Source organism: Shewanella baltica, assembly GCF_900456975.1.
Classification (GTDB): Bacteria; Pseudomonadota; Gammaproteobacteria; order Enterobacterales; family Shewanellaceae; genus Shewanella; species Shewanella baltica.
Genome location: NZ_UGYM01000002.1, coordinates 4,997,138 through 5,016,440, shown reverse-complemented (window position 1 = coordinate 5,016,440; position 19,303 = coordinate 4,997,138). Strand labels below are relative to the sequence as shown.

Sequence of the window (19,303 nt, the reverse complement as noted above, 5' to 3'; positions counted from 1 at the left end):
CAATGAATGTGCCTGACGATATTCTCAGCGACAGCGAACTCTTAAGATACAGCCGTCAGATCTCCATCAAAGCCATGGATATCGACGGCCAAGAACACCTAAAACAAGCGAAAGTGTTGATGATAGGTGCAGGCGGATTAGGCTGCGCCGCTAGTCAATACCTCACAGTTGCAGGGATTGGCGAGCTGACCTTGGTCGATTTTGATCACGTTGAATTTTCTAACCTGCAGCGCCAAGTGCTGCATCAAGATGCCAATGTCGGCCAGCCAAAAGTCGAATCGGCCAAACAGAGCCTGAGTCAGCTCAATCCCTTTATTAAGATCAACATTATCAATGCAGTATTAGATGATCATGAGATTGACGCCCTTGTCGCCAATCACAATCTAGTGCTCGACTGCACCGATAATGTCAGTGTGCGCGAACAACTCAATCTCAGCTGCTTTAAGCATAAAGTGCCCTTAGTGTCCGCTGCGGCAATTCGCATGGAAGGCATGGTCACAGTGTTCGATTATTACAGCGAAACACCTTGTTATCATTGCTTTAGCGCCCTATTTGGCGAGCAACAACTCAGCTGCGTCGAGTCGGGCATCCTAGCCCCTGTCGTCGGCATGATAGGTTGCTTGCAGGCGGTTGAAGCCATCAAGGTGATCACTGGTATGGGTAAAACCTTAGCGGGCCGCATTTTGATGATCGATGCGATGACGATGGAGTTTCGTGAGATGAAACTACCGAAACACAGCAACTGCAGTGTCTGTGGTACTCAGGCTTAAGATATTCTCGCTTGAAAAACGGCTTTACTTGCCTTAACTTAGCCCAACGCTGGTGATGCTGAACGACCAGTTAACATAAGGAAATCACAAGGAAAACATATGGATTCGGAAAACAGTGTATTTGATCGTATGACCACAGACGATCCCATCGTTGGCGCAGGTATGTACAACCTCGTTATCGGCCTCACGCTGATTTGGGGTTTTGCGGTTAACTATTGGATGGTCACCAATATCGACCCAGAAGCGATTGCCAGCGTGAATCCTTGGATTTTCTTTATCGGCTATTTTGCCTCCTGTTTTTTCGGGATTTATCTGTTTCAAAAATCGAGCAATCCCGTGGTCAGCTTTATTGGCTACAACTTTGTAGTCGTCCCCTTCGGCTTAATTATCAATATGGTAGTCAGTCAATACGACCCTGAGTTAGTGACAGAAGCCATTCGCATTACTGGCCTAGTGACCATTGCCATGATGTGTTTAGGTACACTCTTCCCCGCCTTTTTCCAGAAAATTGCCGGTGCACTCACGATTGCTTTGTTGCTGGTTATCGTCGTCGAGCTGATTGAAGTGTTTATCTTTAATACTCACCACGGCATTTTAGATTGGATAGTGGTGCTGATTTTCTGCGGATATATAGGTTACGACTGGGGACGGGCGAATCAAATTCCGAAAACCATAGATAATGCCATCGATAGCGCAGCCGCTTTGTATATGGATATCATCAACTTATTCCTACGCATTCTGCGGATTCTAGGGCGTAAATAAGTCACCAAGGAGTGTCTATGAAAGTCCTATTACCGCTTGCCGCTACTTTACTGCTAGCACTCGTGGGTTGCGGCGAAGCTGAAATACCTGCTGCGCAAGTTAAGATTGCCAATCCCGCCTCTGAGTATTGCATCTCTGTCGGAGGCAGCTTGGCAATAGAGAAAACCGCCGAAGGTGAGCATGGCATCTGTACCTTGCCAAACGGTGAAGCCATGGAAGAATGGGCGTTATTCCGCCGCGATCATCAGGAAGAAAAGCCGCAGTAACAGTGGTTCTTTTTACCTTTAAAAAACAGGCGCCAATAATGGCGCCTGTTTTGTTATTGAGTAAACTGAAAATCTTAATTGGCTAAGTGTTCAGCGCGCCAGATTTTGCGTTTAGCGGCCGACTGAAAGCTCCACGCTAAGACCCGCGTAATTTTATTGCCTTGCTGCATTTCAATCGTCTTCACTGTATCGACGTTCAACTGTGCTAAGGCTTGATAACAAGGTTTCAGATTTTCTTGCTTCGACACTAGGCTAGTGAACCACAGGCATTGGTCTGCAAACATCTGACTCTCGCGGATCATGGTCGCCAAGAACTGTCGCTCTCCACCTTGGCACCAAAGCTCTGCCGCTTGACCACCGAAATTCAGCTTAGGTGCGGCCTTTACTGAGCTCCCCCGATTAAGCTGTAGATTATTCACCTTACGCTTTGTACCTTCGCTCGCTTCGGCCATAGAGGCATGAAATGGAGGATTACACAGGGTTAACTCAAAACGTTCTTCGGGCTGAACAATTCCCTTGAAGACCGCCTTGTCATCCGGTTGTAATCGTAAGCTTATCCGCCCTTGCAGCGCAGGGTTTTGCTCGATAATACTCTGCACATTGGTGAGTGAATGGGCACTGATATCCGAGGCAACAAATTGCCAGCCGTACACTTGGCAGCCCAATATGGGATAAATGCCGTTCGCGCCAGTGCCAATATCTAATACCCTCGCCTTACTTATGGCACATGACTTATCGCCTTCGGCTAACAGATCTGCCACGTAATGCACATAATCGACGCGACCGGGAATAGGAGGACAAAGTGCACCCTGCGGAATATCCCAAGCTCCAATTCCATAGTGATGTTTGAGTAACGCCGCATTGAGGGTTTTAACTGCCAGCGGGTCGGCAAAATCTATCGATAGCGCGCCATAGGGCGTGGGCCGCACAAAGGTTTTCAGCTGAGGAAATGCACTGATTAGCGCCGGAAAATCATAGCCATTCAAGTGGGCATTACGCGGATGCAGGGCTTTTTTGATTTCAGTTCTGGCTCTGTCTTTGACTGGCTTTGCTCTGCCTTTACCTTCAGGTTTAGCCTGCTTGGGTGCTTTTTGGCGGGGGTTCGCTGCACGGCTTGCGGTTTTCGCAGTCGCTGATGGAACGGATTTCACGGCAGGTTTTGACATAGCAGCTCTTGTAACACAATGGGCCGAAATAAGTCAGCCCATAGAATAAGACAATGAATTAATCGTACAGATAAGAGGTAAAGAGTAAGTTTACAATCAAGGCCTTGCCCGCTTCTTTAGTGAGCAGATTATTGACCATATCAAAGCACTCACGACGGATTTCTTCACGGCCAGTGAGTGACTTAATCTTTTCTTCCGATTGATTACCTAACACTTCAACAATCGCGGCGCGTAATAGCGGATCGTGACGCTCAACGGTGACCAAATCATCTGGGCTCTTAACCATTAACTCGACGCTGATCTTCACAAAACCTAATTTCTTACGGTTAGAAATGTAGTTAGTGACGATTTCAGGCTCAAAACCATAGTAGGCGTACTCACCCGTAGGCGTCGCTGCAGGTGCCGCTTCTTTTTCATCGGCCGCATAAACACTGAAAACACTGGTAAACAGGATCAGACAGACTGAGAGTAATTTTTTCATAGCGGCTTACGGCTCCCTAAAAACAATAATGGTAATGGAAGAAACTTCCCAATCTATCTGCTCGCGTCGCGACATGCTAGACTGCCGACGTTTGCCTATATTGTAACGAGTATTTAATGAATGTGACTAGCTTAAGCTTCCCCTATGGTGAATCTATTCAGTGGTTTTGTGCCGAAAGCGCCAACAAACTCCCCAAATCGCCCTTGAAAGAATGGTTACTTGCCACTGGCAGCCTAACGCAAAAACTCAAAACTTGCTGCACTCAATTTGAAGTCAAAGTCCTTGGCGAAGGACTGCATGCGCCCTTAGATGGCGAATATCCCCAGCAAGGCTCAGTATGGATCCGCGAAGTGTTACTTTGCCTCGACTCAATCCCTTGGGTATTTGCCAGAACTTTGATCCCCGAAAAGTTAATGGCCGAGCGCCAAGCGGATTTCCTTGGTCTGGGCACCCGCCCCTTAGGTGAACTGCTGTTTAGCCAAGATCATTTTATCCCTGGCAGAATTGAAGTCGCCAGTTTTGAGACCTGTAGCCGCCTCGCGCATTTAGCCGAAAGTTTAGATCAGAGTGTCGAACATGAACTCTGGGGACGCCGCCGCTATTTTCATCACGGTGAACACGAAATGATCGTCAGTGAAATCTTTCTGCCTGCGGCCGAGCAAGCCATCCGTCAGTTGTGAATCCGAGTTTTAGCCAAAGCTTGCTTTAATGACTGATGACAAATAAAAATGCCTCTAAATTAGAGGCATTTTTGTTCTGCTATCACGCGATTAACTTAGCGAATATTTAACTGGCGACGCCAAGTCAATAAGCTAAGGAAAGCAAGGCTCAACCAACCTAGACTACCACCGCCAGAACTCTCATTCGCCGGCGGAGTCACCGGAGGTGTGACTGGCGGCGTAACTGGTGCAGTAACGGTCACTGTCAGACTACTAATATCTTTAGTATTTTGCGCATCTGTTACTGTAAGCGTCACAGTATAAGAGCCTGCGCTTGCGTAGGTATGGGTTGGCGAAGCCGCTGCACTTGTGGTGCCATCACCAAAATCCCAAGCGTAGGTTAATGCTCCCGCACCACCATTGACATTACTGGTGAAGTTTACAACTAATTGATTGGCTGTATTAGTAAAACTGACTTTTAACGGCGCTACAGCATCAGAATTTGCATTTGCTAACCGAATAACCGCTGTGCTGTTATTACTGGCTTGCGATAGTACCTGCATCGTCAAACCTAACTGCTGCAATACCATACCTGACTGGGGTTGTAGCGGCGCACTGTAATCTAGACTGTCATCAAACAGGCTGACAGCATCGCGATTATTGTCACCAGCATAGAAGGTTTGTTTTACTGTGCTAAAGGCTGCATCGCGGATTTGTACCTCGGTAGAGCGAGTGCCAATCAGGTTTTGGTCAGCATCAATCACGCCAATCAAGCCATGGCCCGCATGATCCGAGACATTATTGTCACTGTAACCAAAATCTTCTAACCAGACTAATACACCAGGATCAAAACTTGCCACGTTTAAGCCAGCATCGACACCGTTATGGCTACGCAGTTGGATAAGATAGCGAGATGCTGGCCCAGGACGTGAGTCCTTAATCCGACTATAACCATAGAACGTCACTTTATCCGCAACTTCGGCGTTATCACTATAGAACTCAGTGGTATTTTGTTTAACGCTGATGTTATCGAGAGTGATACCTGACCCTCCGGTATAGTCATCGGTGACATAATTGATCTCGACCGCAATCGTTTTCCCTGAATAGGCAGATAAATCATACTCTAACGTTACCCAAGCATCATTGCCCTCCGCCTGAGCAATCGCAGACGACTCGCCTGTAATGATATGGCGAGCGCTATTTACCCCATTGTTAAACTTAGTGTGATTACCCGCAATAGCCTCACCATCCACTTTCACTTGCATGTAGTCATAGTCACGCTCAATACTCCAACTGGCTTTCATACTCAGGATCAGTTTATCTGTCGTGACTGCGGGCAAAGTAACATTGAAATTCATGCTGTTATTCAGCATATCCCCTTGACCAGAATAATACTGATAACTGCCCTGATAAGGTGCTTTAAAGGGGATTGGCGTTGGAGGAAGTGGAATGGATATCTGGTTAACCGCCTGATGATTAACCGCCTCATTCAAGGTCACATCCATGCCAGATTTTGGAATACTATCTAAACTGATTTCACGTTCATTCAACCACTTACCTTTATATCTTTCCTGTAGGTAAGAGCGCGCATAGGGACTAAAGCCACTCGGCTGGGCACCAGCGATAGCACCAGCCCAACTTCCACCAGACATCAAAGACCATAACCCTACAGGCGAGCCGTCTTTATTATCATTTTCAGTGGTATCGTATTCATCTGGCAGACCTAAATCATGGCCAAATTCGTGGGTACACACACCCGTGGCCGCATCGATAGGCTGAATGGTATAACCGAATACTTTTTTATCCGTACCAGGAAGCGCATAGCCATTGGTTGCTTGGTCAACAAAAAATCGATGCGACCAAATTGCACTCGCGCCTAAAGCTCCACCACCGGCTTCTTCACCTATGCTAGAGTGGAAAATCATCACATGGTCGATAATGCCATCGGGCTCGTTGTAATTACCGTTGTTGTTCAAGTCATTTTGGTCTTCAACATCATAGCTAGCCAACTCTGCAGGAGACATATTCGCGACGGCTTGAGATACGGCTTCTTTTACCAATTGTTCGACCTGTGAATCACTACGAGTATCTGGATCATTAGCACCATAGTATTCGGCATTTTGTGAGGCGGTATACCAACCCTTTACATCCCCAGTAAAGGAAAAGGTTTGCCCTGAAACCGCTTGATAATATTGATAGCCCGAATCTAACGTCTGCCCCTGTGGACCGTTAAAGCCTGTCGTCGAAAAGAGTAATGCCTTGTAGTGGGACGCAGGATAACTTGGGTAATACATGGCTGTATCGCCCGCACTTAAGCCATTGTTATCATGTTTTAAATCAGGGAAATCCACTAATACAGTGAGTACTTTAACGGTTTTTTTTACATCCGCATCAACCAGCAAACGCTGTGCGGGTGAGCGCATCATTTGCGATGACTTCGCTCTTTGCAGACGCGCATGCTCGGCTTCAACTTCGATGCGCGGCGCCTTAGGTTGAGTCAAGGTGGCACGATGAATATACGCTTCTATCGCTTCCTGCTTGACGCTATCACTGGCATCGGCGGCCACTTCGCCACGCTTAATCAACCAATATAAAATTCGATCTTTATTAATCACACCCGCATCAGCAGGCGTATGATTCGGAGCCGCAATACTCGCGCCGCTAATCAATGCCAACATCAGTCCAAACGCTGTCACGCCTTTTGCACTTCGCATTTTTAACATCCTTACTGTAACAGCCAACGCCATTCTATTTATTAAGACTAGTGTCTCTTTGTATTAAGACAAATTTGCCTTTATGAGTCATCTACTCAGGGTTGCCCCATCTCAAGATACAGATGGAGTTTTCGACATTAGCAGCACCACACACCAGTAACAACTTGATACATTGCTTCACCAGAAAGATTTACACTTTTGTCAGCGTTTATTCAGCAAACCTCTGTGCTGAGGGTATTCCAGCCAAATCCCAGCCATAAAAAAACCGCATTAACAGCGTTAATGCGGTTTCGTTTTGGGCGAGCGAGATAAATTTAGCCGGCGGTTTTTAGATAATTTGAAATACCGTCGAGGAACATTTGTACTGAGATCATGACCAATACCATGCCCATCAAACGCTCAACCGCAGTGAGGCCTTTTTCACCCAACACACGGGTGAAGAGTTTATAAAACATTAAGATCACTGCGCTTGCCCCCCAAGCAGAGACTAATGCTATGGTCCAATCGCCCATACGTGAGCTATCGGTATGCGCCAGTAGAATCAAAGCGGCAAGAATCGATGGACCTGCCATCAAGGGAATGGCCATAGGCACGATAAAAGGCTCTTCTCCCGCCGCTAATCCAACGACACCGCCGGGTTGGGGGAAAATCATTTTAATCGCGATAAGAAACAGAATAATCCCGCCCGCGATACTCACAGATTCAGAGCGAAGATTTAAGAAACTTAAGATAGCCTCACCCGCATAAAGGAAAGACAGCATAATCACTAAGGCGAAGAGTAACTCGCGGATCAATACCTTACGACGTTTCTTGGGATCGATATGCCGTAGAATCGACGCAAAAATCGGCAAATTCCCCAGGGGGTCCATGATCAAAAACAACATTACCGCAGCAGAAAATATATCCATTTAACGTATCAACACCCAAGCCAACATAAGCCCATATTATATACCCAAACAACCTGAAGATGCAGGATTCAGCGGGAATGTAACGCACTTTAGGCAAGGCCCTTAATTGCTCCTGCATAAATGGCATTCACGCCATCCATGGCGATTGCGGTTATTTGCGGACCTAGTGGGCTAAGTTAAAAATAACCAACACGGCATAAAGTACGTTACAACCCGCCGGAACGGAGCGCCTAGGGAGCTCCACTTCCGTGTTGCAACAATTCAAAAGGTGGCCGACATTCTGTCATTGATGCGCCTTGAATTGAAGCACCCTCGGCGCTCTGAAACTCGTATCTTCAGGTAGCTTGGGTATAGTACCTTTTCTCGATGTTGAACTGAAAATTTCTCCGCTAAATGGTCAAAGTGAATAAAATTCGCCCCCGAAAACCCCAGCGCAAAATGTCAGTTTGGTAAATTGCCAGCAAGTCACTGCTCACTTTGCCTTACAGCTGGTATACTATGGCGTTTTTTCAGCAAATTTTCCGTGGAATCCATGCTCTATCTTCTTGCTAGCTGTATCGCACTCTTAATTGGGCCACTGTTTTATCGCTACTTTTCATCGGGCAGCGGATTACAGAAGGGGCTCGATGGCTTTATATTCGTCTCATTAGGCGGATTAGTGCTGATCCACATCTTGCCAGAGCTACTGCAGCATGGCGGTTTGCTAGCCGTAGTCTTTGTATTCCTAGGTATCTGGGGACCGACCGCTAGCGAACGCCTTTTCCACCGTTATTCAGAAATCACCCATAATCTCACCTTATCCCTAGGGATTGGCGGCTTGCTACTGCACACCATCACCGACGGTGGCGCTATGGTATTGGCGCAGCAAGACGGCAGTTCGATCTTACTTGCCCTCGGGGTCATTATGCATCGCCTCCCCGTCGGCCTCGCCATTTGGTGGTTACTCAAACCTCAAGTCGGCACCCGCTGGGCTAGCTTAGTGCTGGTCGCTATGATGCTACTTACGGGTGTTGGTTACTTTGCAGGCGAGCAATTAATCACTCAGCTCAGTTTAGAAAATACCGTTTATTTACAAGCCTTTGTTACCGGTTCGATTTTGCATGTGGTGCTACATCAACCCCACGGTCAGCACGATACCGACAAGCAAGGCAAATACGAGTACCAAGCGGGTATCGGCAGTTTGCTCGGCATAGGCTTGCTCGTGATGCTGCTCTTGATGGATTCTGGCGGCCACGAACATGCCCACCATGATCACAGCACAGAACAATTAATGACTTGGCTACTGACACTCGCGCCCATATTACTGCTGAGCTATGGTGCGGCGGCGCTGCGCTTTAAATTAGGTCTGACACCGCAGGATAGCAGCTTAGCCCGTCGCTGGTTCCAACGCTTAGCGGGGCCAGAAGCTCTCGTCATCACCGCCCTGTTACTCGGTCCTTGGCTAGCGTTATTCCAGTTACTTGTGGTTTTTATTCTTAGCGCTTATTTAAGCCACGCTAACGTTACTATTACCGATCCGCATACTAAATTACCCAGTAATTCCCTACGTTTCGGCTTTGCACATTTAGTCGATCGCAGCGCACCGTGGATTTTACTCAGCCTAGTACTAGTGAATTTAATCGGCCATCCTTCAGTGCCATTAAGCAATCCGCTACTGCAGGTTATAGTGCTGTTACTCGTATTTTTACCTATGCGTTTCTGCAACTTAGGCGCAGCGGTGCTGGCTCTTGCACTGGCCTACAGTGGCTGGAGCCCTATCGCAATTATGATGCCGCTGATTGCCGCACCTGTGCTTAACATAGCGCAGCTTAAGTTAATGACATGGCCGCAAAGGGCAATATTACTGAGTATTATTGCGCTGAGTTTAGTCGCAGCACTGCGTCTACCACTGTGGTTCTCGCTGTTCACTTTACCGGAAGTGGTGAACTTAATCGCGCTGCTGATCCTGTCGGGATTATTTGCCGCCAGCTTACTGCGCTTAGGCCCACGTAAATTTCTACGCCGCTTAATGCTGAGCAAACCGGCAGCTCATGCGCATAGTCATTCGCACAGCCACGAACATGCACATAGCCATGAACCTAGCGCTTCACACACATCTGTGCAGAGCACTGCTGAAACGCCTAGTGCCCATGATCATTCCGATGAACATACACACGATAAAGCAAAAGCAGATAAGCACTCGCACCACTAACACTGTTCATTTGTGAGCAGACAGGCTAAGTTAATCTACCTTTGGATTAATTTAGCCTGTTATGTGCATACTCTTTGTCGCCATTAATGCCCATCCTAAGTATCCCTTAATCATCTGTGCCAACCGTGACGAGTTTCACCATAGACCGACCGCGCCAGCGCACTTTTGGCCACCGGAAGAAAACATACTCGCAGGTAAAGATCTGCAGGCGGGCGGCACTTGGTTTGGGGTGAATAAACAGGGACAAGTCGCCGCAGTGACGAATCTGCGCGTACCGCAAAAGAATCCTGAAGCCATGCGTAGCCGCGGTGAACTCATCACTATGACCCTAAGTTCAGGCTCGCTCATTTGCCCGAATTGGCTCATTGAGCACAGTGACAATTATCAGCCATTCAACCTCGTCTTCGGCCAAGGTACTGACTTATATTGTTTTAACAGTATCAATAAAGACACAGTCAAACTCGCCGATGGGTTTCATGCCATTAGCAATGGGGCGCTCGATGATATTTGGCCGAAAATGGCGAAGGGACAGCAAGCGCTAGAAGCCGTGATCAATCAGTCCGACAACCTAGAAGTGCAAGCGCTGTTACAGCTGATGAAAGACGACTCCCAACCACAAGATAATGAATTACCTAACACGGGAGTGGGGATCGAGTGGGAACGGCGCTTAGCCGCGATTTATATTCGTCACCCCGACTATGGCACGCGCTCCACCAGCATTCTGCTTGAAGATGCTGAGGGCGGCATGCATTTCACCGAAGTGAGATACGACGGCAAAGGTAGACAGCTCGGACAGCAGGATTTCCATTTAACCCTGCCCGCCGAACCACCCGCTAAGCCAGACTGTTTACTAACGCAAATCTAAACTGAGCAACTGTGCAGCCTTGTATTGAAACGGCGCACTTTGGTCAGCGCTATTGTTCAATTAAAGCAGTAGCTTAGTCCGAACTGTGATCCATAGTGATCACCCAACGATCGTCAATTTTCTCAATCAACAGGGTAAACACGCCCGTTGGGGCATCTTTTATCCGCCGTAAATCCCAGCGCCCAACGACCATAGCGGCGTAATTGCTGAGCATTTTGATTTCTTTGATCGTGAACTTCAGCTCACCAAGCGCTTCTTTATTGGGATAATTTTTCTTATAGGCAGCGAGCGTATCCTCCCAACCGAAACGGAACTTACCGTTAGAGACAAAGCGCAGTTGCCCGCTCTTCCAGTAGCCTTGCATATAAGCATCGAGATCGCCGCGATTCCAGGCGTCTTCTTGGCCTTTGAGCATCTGCGTAATTTCATCCGTCGGCACCGCACTCACATGGCAAGTCACTAAGAGTAAAAGTGCCGCAAAAACACGCTGCCAGCTAACCTTGTTTAATAGTCCATTTTTCAACATAGTATTGTTCCCCCACAATCAGGTTAGACTGTATTATACCCAAGCTACCTCAAGATACGAGTTTCAGAGCGTCTAGGGTACACCAATTCAAGGCGCTTCAATGAAGGAATGTCGACCACCTTTTGAATTGATGCAACAATGAAGTGGGGTGCCCTAGGCGCTCCGTCCCGGCGGGTTTTAACGCATTTTATGCCGTGTTGGCTATTTTTAACTTAGTCCACTAGGTCCGCAAATAGCCGCCTTGCCTAAAATGAGTTCAATTCCCGCTGAATCCTGCATCTTGAGGTTGTTTGGGTATATCGCGAATTCAGCACAGACTATCTTGCTTAAGCCAATTTAAAATCTAAAAAAGCTGATGATATTATTAATTTTTCGACTCTGGGCACCGAACTATGTTTACACCACTTTGCCGTTGGCTACTTAAGCTTTCAGGCTGGCAGATAGAAGGCCAACTGCCCGACTGCGCTAAATACATCATCATAGTCGCGCCGCATACCAGTAACTGGGACTTCATCGTGGGTATCTTAGCTCGTGGGGCGCTTGGCACTCGAATTCACTTTCTCGGTAAACACCAACTCTTTATCCCGCCTTGGGGATGGTTCTTCCGCGCGATTGGCGGCAGCCCAGTGGATAGACGCAAAAACAACAACTTGGTCGATGCCGCTGTGCAGCTGTTTGAGTCGAAAACCGATTATAAGCTAGCGTTGGCGCCCGAAGGTACTCGCAGCCCAGTAACACGCTGGAAGTGCGGCTTCTACCATATTGCCTGCAAGGCTCACGTGCCTATCACTCCCGTTGGCTTAGACTTTAGCCGCCGCACTGTCGTTATCCGCACGCCACTGCAACCCAGTGGTGATATCGCGACCGACATGCACGAGATTTTAAGCTTTTATCGCACCATTAAAGGTCGCCATCCTAAGGTGATCCCTGATTTTGTGGCGAGCGCGAAGCATTAATATTTCCCCCATCTAGAGCGGCACACATGCAACCCGAAACTTGGTTACTCTATCTCTTGGCCATTGTATTGATTGGGATCTCACCCGGCCCCATCGCTATGCTGTCTATGTCCCACGGGATCCATTTCGGTAAGATGCGCAGCATGGCCACTGGTCTTGGCAGTGTGAGTGCCGCATTAGTCTTGATGATGGCATCAGCGGCGGGATTAGGCGCCATTATCAGCGCCTCAGAATACGGTTTTACCCTGCTAAAATGGTGCGGTGCGGCCTATTTAGTGTTTTTAGGTATTAAGCTGTTGTTGACCAAAAACCAAGATCAGCCCCTTGAGATCAGCCAATCAAAAGGAAAAGGCACACCAAGGCAACTTTATCAGCAGGCGTTTCTAGTGGGGATCAGTAATCCCAAGGATTTACTGTTTTTTGCCGCGCTGTTTCCGCAATTTATCAATCTTGCCGCGCCGCAATTACCGCAACTTATGATACTGGCAGCCACTTGGGCAATAGTGGATTTTAGCTTTGTGATGATTTACGCCAGCATGGCCAATGTGCTTGCGCCCAGCCTAAAGGCGAGCAACAAGCTGCATTGGTTTGACAGAACCAGCGGCGGTGTATTTCTTACCTTAGCCGCGATTCTGATCAGTCGAGACTAACCCTCGACCTTCACCGATTTTAAGCTGCGAATATCGTTACCCGTTGGCGCTTGGAAAGCCTGCAGACCAAACTCAGGCAATATTGCAAAAACATGGTCGAAGATATCTGCTTGTATCGCTTCATAAAATGCCCAGCGAGTATCGTTAGTGAAGATATAAATCTCGATTGGTAGACCCTCTGTGGTTGGTGCGAGCTGACGCACCATTAGGGTCATGTCCTTGTGCACTTTATCGTGACGCTGTAGGTATTCCTGCAGGTAAGCGCGGAAGGTGCCGACGTTAGTCAAATGGCGACCATTCACTTTCATATCAAGATCAGAGACTCTGGCATTCGCCTCGCGGATTTCGTTGATTTTGGCAGGGAAATATTCTTTTAAGCAATTGATCTTACTGAGACGTTCGTGCTCTTCCTCGCTCAAAAACTTAATGCTGTTGATGTCGATATTAACAGCGCGTTTGATCCTACGCCCACCCGACTCAGACATACCACGCCAGTTGCGAAACGCATCCGACACTAAGGCATAGGCGGGGATCATAGTGATGGTTTTGTCCCAGTTACGCACTTTAACTGTGGTCAGCGAGACTTCTTCTACCGCACCGTCGGCGCCATATTTGTCCATCTGGATCCAGTCGCCCTTGCTCACCATGCGGTTTGCTGCTAACTGAATACCCGCCACAAAACCTAAAATAGTGTCGCGGAACACTAACATCACAAAACCCGTCGCCACACCTAAGCCGCTAAGGAAGTACACAGGGGACTGATCGGCCAAGATGGAGATAGAAACGATAATGCCGACAAAAAATAAAAACAGCTTAGTTAACTGCACAAAGCTTTTAACGGGTAAACGTCGGCTCACCAGATTGACATCTGAAATTTCATCGACCGCATCTAAACCCGCATAAATAGCGCGGATCATCAGCACCACCAGCCAAATACTCAGCAACCGGTCGATTAAATTACTTAAGATTTGATGTTCGGTTAAGGCGATGGGCACTAATAGATTGAGCACGATTGCAGGCACTAGCATGGCCAGCTTTTCGAGCACCTTGTAACGCATGAACACGTCGTCCCAGGTAACTTTGGAGCGGAGGATCACCATGTTGACCGCACGTATGACCACGCGTCGAACAATGAAATAAGCGATTCCCGCGAGCAGTAAGCAGGCAATGATCATGATGCTGGTTGATATGCCGTCCGAGGGTTGGCTATCAATCCCAAAGCCCGCTAGCCATGCCGAAATTTCGAGCCTTATTTCCTGATCCACAATTCCACTCCAACGTAGGCGCTAGCGCAACAAACCCATACAAAGGTAACCGCCGAGTTGACCTCGGTTAATGTCACCCTAGAAAATACTGATATCCAAACACAATAAATTTACAAACACTTATTTTAAAAGAGATTTTAGCATTTTGAATTGACCGAGCACAAAGGAAAATGAACAATCTTCAACCTGTTCCCAAGGAAATCATCCCATGAGTCGTTATTCATCTATGCTAGCCTGTCTCAGCTTTGGACTATTGAGCCTAAGCCAACCACTTCAAGCTGCCGAATATAGCACTTCGAAGCCATTGGTGATGTCAGATAAATCAGAGAAAACCGCCAATCCTTCTTATATCGCCCTCATGCTGGATTACATTCCCGCTGCAGACAACCTCTACGGCATTACATTAGCACCCTATCATTTCGATAATAATTACCAGCAATGGGGCTATTACCTCGGCTATGCCCGCAGCCGAGAAACCGATGTAATAGTGCCAGAACCAGCGCTGTCATATCGCCAAGAAAGCCTCTTTCGCTTAGGGTTAAGCTACAGCCTCACTGCCGACTTAAGCTTTTATGCGGGCGGCAGCGGCTATATCAGCACAGTGTCTTACACGAATAATATTTCACCCAAAATTGTCGATGGCAAGCCCACATGGGAAGAAGATAAAACCACCCGTTGGGGCGCAGAAGCTGGGCTAAGATACCGCATTACAGAACATTTCATCCTGAGCGCGGGCTATAACTCCAGTACAGAATCCACAGTTTTGAGCATAGGTTACGCGGGCTAAGCCTAATGCTTATCCAAACGACTGAGCCTAGGCGACTTATTGGGTTAGCTCGGCTCGCGCCTTAGCAAGCTCCAATTCCACTTCGGCGACCTTATTGCGTTTCTTATTGATTTTATCCATAGAACGACCTTCTTCTATGGCTTTAGCCAACTCGTTTTGGCGCTCAGTCAGTTTTTCTTCTAAAGCCGCAACTTTGGCGGCGCGCTCGGCATATAAACTGTCGTCATCACAATGGGTTGAGACTTCGTAATAGGCCTTTTCGAGCCCGTCAACTTTATGTTTATTACCCGCTGCTTTGGCTTGGGCTAGTTCAGCACTGATGGCTTCTAACTTAGCCGCGCAGCCCACTTTAGGGGTTTCATCGGCCCATGCTGTCGCGCTCAATGCCAAGCTAATAACGACGCCATAAATTCCATGTTTAATCTGCATATTAATCTCCTCACGCTTAATTCATTGATCATTGCCGCTATCTGACTGTGTCCTGTCACCGCGCTATCAATATAGTGCCACACTCAGTGAGCTCAATCTGTATTCGAGTCAGTATCTTCCAGCTAAATCCACTTTATTCGTCAAAACACGACTTAGACAGTGACTAATATGCGGCAAATTGTTTATGTTAGGGCAGAATATTGACTCAGACGGATATCGGAGCCAGAAAATTAATGCAAACTTCATTACGCCTTAGCGCACTTAGCTCATTGTTATTGCTAACATCATCGGTTATGGCCGCCGACGTAGCTCAAATCACCCTAGAAAATGGCGCCCAAGTCAGACTCAAAGACGACTTTACCTGGGAATATGTGATCACAGAAACCAAAGCTGCGCCCAATGCCTTAGCAGCGACGGCAGTGAGCGCCTCAAGCAATATTGCCAGCGTCCCAAGTGTTGCACTCGCCACTCAAACTGTAGCGGCGCCTGTCACCACCTTGACTGCCACCGCAATTGCCCAACCTGAGCTACTAGGCTCAACCGGTAAAGATGGCATCAAAGTCAGCTTTGCCGAAGGTCAATGGAAAGGCGATAAACTCGGACTCAGTTTCGATCTTGCCAGTACCAGCAATGAACACGTGACCTTAGTCGAAGTGGAAGCCAGCTTCTTCGCCGATAATGGCACTTTGCTCAAAACCGAAAAACTCGAAGTGTGGGAAGCTATTTTCCGCATGCCTGAAACCTATCTTCGCAAGGGCGAGCAGCGTAAAAGCAGCGTGATTTGGGTCGAAGGCATAGATAAAGCTCAATGGCAGAAGCAGTTAATTAACCTCAAGATCACTGAAATTAACTCCCGCTAACACGGCGAATAAGTAAGGGATTGCGAGCCAGTTTTCAATCCCTTATCAGTACTTTTAGCGAATGTTATTGCTTTGTAGTGCTAGAGTTCAGGTAGAATAACCACACACTAACGCCCTTATTTTGAGCTCACAAGCAAGATGCATAATCTGATATCCAATCCAGCATTGTACCTTGCTGCTACGCTCTGTAGCCTCAGCCCCTTGTGCTTAGCCGATACGGTTTTCTTGCTCAATGGCGATAAAATTAGCGGTGAAATCAAAGAATTCAACGATCAAGATTTAATCATCAAAACCAGCTATGCCCCTAAGATTGCCATTCAGCGCAGTGCTATTCTCAGTTTTGAAGTCTCAACGCCTAAACCTTGGAGTGTCGGCCGCTCAATACAGGACATCAGTATTCAGGCTTCTGAACAACATGGCATGGTATTGATTAATCACCAACAAACCCCAGTGGATGAGCTGAGATTTTCCCAACGCTATGCGGACTCAGCTTGGAATTATAACGGCAGCGTAGAAAGCTCACTCGATGTCACTAAAAACAAGAAAAATAGCCAGAAGCTGCATGTCAAAGGGGATATCACGGCGGAAACCCTGCAATGGCGACACAATCTCAAGACCGAAGTGCGCTACGAGACCGAAGATGACGTGACAAAGCGCAACACCTTCGAAGGACATTATTCATTAGACTATCTGATCAATGAGCATTGGCTGTTACGTCAGGAAGATTTTTATCAACAAGATAAGCTCGGCATAGATAGCCATAGCTATTATGCAGCGCTCGGTCCTGGTTATCGTTTTTGGGGGGCTGGGCGCGATAAATTAGACTTCGTCGTAACCTACAACCATTTTTGGCTTGGACAACAGTCTTTTAAGCTAGAGCTTAACGCTTGGGCAGCATCGCTTAACTATAAACAATATTGGTTTGATGGCATTTTAGAGTCCTACGCCGATCTGCAAATTGCCTTCCCAGATATACCAGCGATTGATTACATCTCAAACTCGACCCTAGGGCTTAAATATCTGCTCACTCAGCGGATTTATTTGTCCTTTAAATATGACTTTAACGACACTAAAACCGTCATAGGCAATACGAGAGATACGAGCTACACCTTAGGATTAGGTGTGAATTTCTAATCCTCACTCCCGATACGCTAACCTGTGCGCCATAGGATGCTCATCATTCAATTGCAGTAATCCCATAGGTTACCGTAGAGATCTTTAAACACAGCGACTGTGCCCTAGTCTTGTTCTTGCGGCTCGCGCGCAAACTCGGCGACCATACGGCGATAATCACGCCAAAAGTCATCGGTATTCAAAAATTGAAGCAGGGGATATCCAAATAATTTGAGGGTCCAGCTAGCTTAGCGATCAACTGTGCTCCGCATAATATCAGCCCCTCGATTGAGGGGCTTTCTATCATGGATTAGAGACTTCCCGCATTATACAGCGGCGCCCAAGCGCACATTGTACGATTGTTACTTACATCAAACAGATTGAAACGACTACAGTTATTGTCATAGTTGTAACTACCAATGTTGACTCTATATTGCCCCAAATGTACATCCTGCAACGACACATGGCGGCCATCCTTTAATAAAGAAAAATGCAAATGGGGCCCAGTTGAACTCCCGCCTTCACACAAGGCTGCATTTTTATTATTTGCATAAATGCCCATCACGGTATTTTGATTTACATATTGACCATTACGCACTGTAATTTGATCCATATGATAATAGTTAGTCGCCCAACCGTTAGCATTTGTCACCCGTACTTGGCAGCGAGACAACACATTAACAGTCCCGCCATGTGCTGAAGCAACCGAATACGTCGGACTGCCCCATTGCGGCCAATCGTAGGAGACATCGATTGATGATAGCGGATAGCCAGACCCAGTATGCGAATGGGCACCATTGGATTGCCATGAATAGCCCTGTCGCCAAGGCATTTGCAACATGTTACTGGGTGGCAGACTGCTCGCGGTGATACTAGCCAATGGGACGACTTGTTGCATCGACTGAGTCGAATCAGCTACTGGCGGATTTTGAACAACGGAACTCATTAACAACTCACGGTCAGTATTGCCAAATAATAATCTAAACTGCTCAATAAATGGGTCCAATCCCAAAGCGTGCTCACCCGACATAACGGCATGCTGCTCTATCCTACGACCGTTTAACAAAGCCAATAATGCGAAACTCGATGCATTAACTGCGTCGGTACTTGACGGGTATAGGCCTTTTAATTGAGACTCTTCATAGGCATAAAAACGTTGTGATAACTGAGCCAATACATCTTGAAGTTGTTCCTCAAAGCCCTGCTTATCCGATAATGCTCCCAAAGGTCGGTTAAGCGCTTCCGCTGTCGGAGACGAAATTAACTGAGATTGCATTTCCATCAAAGTCAGTATGACTTTGGGGTTAATACTATAATATCCAGCCCAATGCGTAATAGCCTCTTCTTTATCAATTAAGTCAGGGGCATTAACGTAAATAAAGTCCGCTAAATCAAACTGCGATGCATCTACCCCATATAAAAACATCAAATTATTAAATGGCAGTAACACACTAGGCATATTCACCATTTTTATTTCATCTGAATCAATATGATACTGGCTAGTTGGCATATCAGATGCCATCGATGGTAACGCTAATATCGCGGAGATACTTAACGCGCGGCCTATCCACAATACCGCACAACGTATTTTAAAAAAATTCATACTTATCAAATTCCTTTAGTAAGTTACTCAGATTAAATATTGATTAAATATTATTTTTAAATGCCAGCTTGCTTTAGACGCAATGATATTCACGACTAATGTTTTTGCTAAAATTTTATAGCTAAAGAACATTAAAGAAGCTAAGTGACAATAATCGTCTATGCAAATAAGTGACGAAAAAAGCTGTCAACAAAAGCTGACATTTATTAATTTAAATGTGAGTTAAATACTAAAGTACATAATAAGTGAATGGGTAATGATAAAAACAAAAGAGTAATTTATTCGATAGGCATTGAATTTTAAATAAAAACATAATGGCATTGACCAATCCA

Annotated in this window: 19 protein-coding genes and 1 pseudogene; 11 read left to right on the top strand and 9 right to left on the bottom strand. The window is 46.8% G+C overall.

The features are described 5' to 3' along the window. The first annotated feature begins 2 nt into the window (after positions 1–2). The 3 genes from moeB to DYH48_RS22375 all read left to right on the top strand — a co-directional run bounded on the left by moeB (position 3) and on the right by DYH48_RS22375 (position 1,798). On the top strand, positions 3–770 hold the full coding sequence (gene moeB / locus DYH48_RS22385) for a molybdopterin-synthase adenylyltransferase MoeB (protein WP_115335966.1): 768 nt from the start codon (positions 3–5) through the stop codon (positions 768–770). A gap of 99 nt (positions 771–869) precedes the next feature. Continuing rightward, entirely contained in the window at positions 870–1,532 is a 663-nt protein-coding gene (locus DYH48_RS22380) for a Bax inhibitor-1 family protein (protein WP_115335965.1), read from the top strand. A gap of 17 nt (positions 1,533–1,549) precedes the next feature. Then, on the top strand, positions 1,550–1,798 hold the full coding sequence (locus DYH48_RS22375) for a putative hemolysin (protein WP_006084905.1): 249 nt from the start codon (positions 1,550–1,552) through the stop codon (positions 1,796–1,798). Positions 1,799–1,872: 74 nt separating this feature from the next. Here DYH48_RS22375 and rlmF read toward each other — a convergent pair whose 3' ends face one another. Both rlmF and DYH48_RS22365 read right to left on the bottom strand, forming a co-directional pair. Beyond that, positions 1,873–2,964, bottom strand: a complete 1,092-nt coding sequence (rlmF, locus tag DYH48_RS22370; protein WP_115335964.1) for a 23S rRNA (adenine(1618)-N(6))-methyltransferase RlmF — start codon at positions 2,962–2,964, stop codon at positions 1,873–1,875. A 58-nt stretch (positions 2,965–3,022) separates the two neighbouring features. Then, a complete protein-coding gene (locus DYH48_RS22365; protein ID WP_012586415.1) occupies positions 3,023–3,445 on the bottom strand; it encodes a flagellar basal body-associated protein FliL in 423 nt (140 codons plus the stop codon). Positions 3,446–3,561: 116 nt separating this feature from the next. Here DYH48_RS22365 and DYH48_RS22360 point away from each other — a divergent pair, with 116 nt between their 5' ends. Then, complete coding sequence (locus tag DYH48_RS22360) at positions 3,562–4,125, top strand: chorismate--pyruvate lyase family protein (RefSeq protein ID WP_006084902.1); 564 nt, start codon at positions 3,562–3,564, stop codon at positions 4,123–4,125. Positions 4,126–4,220: 95 nt separating this feature from the next. Here the strand turns inward: DYH48_RS22360 and DYH48_RS22355 are convergent, their stop codons facing one another. Together DYH48_RS22355 and DYH48_RS22350 are read right to left on the bottom strand one after the other, a co-directional pair. Next, on the bottom strand, positions 4,221–6,818 hold the full coding sequence (locus tag DYH48_RS22355; protein WP_115335963.1) for an immune inhibitor A domain-containing protein: 2,598 nt from the start codon (positions 6,816–6,818) through the stop codon (positions 4,221–4,223). A 314-nt stretch (positions 6,819–7,132) separates the two neighbouring features. Beyond that, positions 7,133–7,726, bottom strand: a complete 594-nt coding sequence (locus DYH48_RS22350; protein ID WP_011848195.1) for a YhgN family NAAT transporter — start codon at positions 7,724–7,726, stop codon at positions 7,133–7,135. A gap of 532 nt (positions 7,727–8,258) precedes the next feature. Here DYH48_RS22350 and DYH48_RS22340 point away from each other — a divergent pair. Continuing rightward, positions 8,259–9,917 carry a ZIP family metal transporter gene (locus DYH48_RS22340; RefSeq protein WP_115335962.1) on the top strand — a complete coding sequence of 553 codons (1,659 nt, stop codon included), beginning with the start codon at positions 8,259–8,261 and terminating at the stop codon, positions 9,915–9,917. 61 nt (positions 9,918–9,978) lie between these two features. Next, on the top strand, positions 9,979–10,782 hold the full coding sequence (locus tag DYH48_RS22335; protein ID WP_107403196.1) for an NRDE family protein: 804 nt from the start codon (positions 9,979–9,981) through the stop codon (positions 10,780–10,782). Positions 10,783–10,855: 73 nt separating this feature from the next. On the opposite strand, the gene DYH48_RS22330 is transcribed toward DYH48_RS22335, so the two are convergent. Further along, a complete protein-coding gene (locus tag DYH48_RS22330; protein WP_011848197.1) occupies positions 10,856–11,308 on the bottom strand; it encodes a YybH family protein in 453 nt (150 codons plus the stop codon). 392 nt (positions 11,309–11,700) lie between these two features. Between DYH48_RS22330 and DYH48_RS22320 the strand changes: the two genes are divergently transcribed. Together DYH48_RS22320 and DYH48_RS22315 are read left to right on the top strand one after the other, a co-directional pair. Beyond that, positions 11,701–12,264, top strand: a complete 564-nt coding sequence (locus DYH48_RS22320; RefSeq protein ID WP_011848198.1) for a lysophospholipid acyltransferase family protein — start codon at positions 11,701–11,703, stop codon at positions 12,262–12,264. A gap of 26 nt (positions 12,265–12,290) precedes the next feature. Next, entirely contained in the window at positions 12,291–12,914 is a 624-nt protein-coding gene (locus tag DYH48_RS22315) for a LysE family translocator (protein ID WP_115335961.1), read from the top strand. Here DYH48_RS22315 and DYH48_RS22310 read toward each other — a convergent pair. After that, positions 12,911–14,179 carry a mechanosensitive ion channel family protein gene (locus DYH48_RS22310; protein WP_115335960.1) on the bottom strand — a complete coding sequence of 423 codons (1,269 nt, stop codon included), beginning with the start codon at positions 14,177–14,179 and terminating at the stop codon, positions 12,911–12,913. The genes DYH48_RS22315 and DYH48_RS22310 overlap by 4 nt on opposite strands. Positions 14,180–14,387: 208 nt before the next feature. On the opposite strand from DYH48_RS22310, the gene DYH48_RS22305 reads away from it, so the two are divergent. Further along, complete coding sequence (locus tag DYH48_RS22305) at positions 14,388–14,966, top strand: TonB-dependent receptor (protein WP_115335959.1); 579 nt, start codon at positions 14,388–14,390, stop codon at positions 14,964–14,966. A 36-nt stretch (positions 14,967–15,002) separates the two neighbouring features. On the opposite strand, the gene DYH48_RS22300 is transcribed toward DYH48_RS22305, so the two are convergent. Then, entirely contained in the window at positions 15,003–15,395 is a 393-nt protein-coding gene (locus DYH48_RS22300) for a DUF1090 domain-containing protein (protein ID WP_115335958.1), read from the bottom strand. Positions 15,396–15,628: 233 nt separating this feature from the next. Here DYH48_RS22300 and DYH48_RS22295 point away from each other — a divergent pair, with 233 nt between their 5' ends. Both DYH48_RS22295 and DYH48_RS22290 read left to right on the top strand, forming a co-directional pair. Next, positions 15,629–16,255 (top strand): DUF3157 family protein, encoded by a 627-nt coding sequence (locus DYH48_RS22295; RefSeq protein WP_115335957.1) that lies wholly within the window; start codon positions 15,629–15,631, stop codon positions 16,253–16,255. Between the two features lie 138 nt (positions 16,256–16,393). Further along, entirely contained in the window at positions 16,394–17,389 is a 996-nt protein-coding gene (locus tag DYH48_RS22290) for a DUF481 domain-containing protein (protein WP_115335956.1), read from the top strand. Positions 17,390–17,392: 3 nt separating this feature from the next. Here DYH48_RS22290 and DYH48_RS23845 read toward each other — a convergent pair. Both DYH48_RS23845 and DYH48_RS22285 read right to left on the bottom strand, forming a co-directional pair. Next, a pseudogene (locus tag DYH48_RS23845) lies at positions 17,393–17,574 on the bottom strand (VOC family protein); the annotation flags it as partial. A gap of 104 nt (positions 17,575–17,678) precedes the next feature. Then, a complete protein-coding gene (locus DYH48_RS22285; protein WP_115335955.1) occupies positions 17,679–18,971 on the bottom strand; it encodes a M23 family metallopeptidase in 1,293 nt (430 codons plus the stop codon). Positions 18,972–19,303 lie beyond the last annotated feature (332 nt).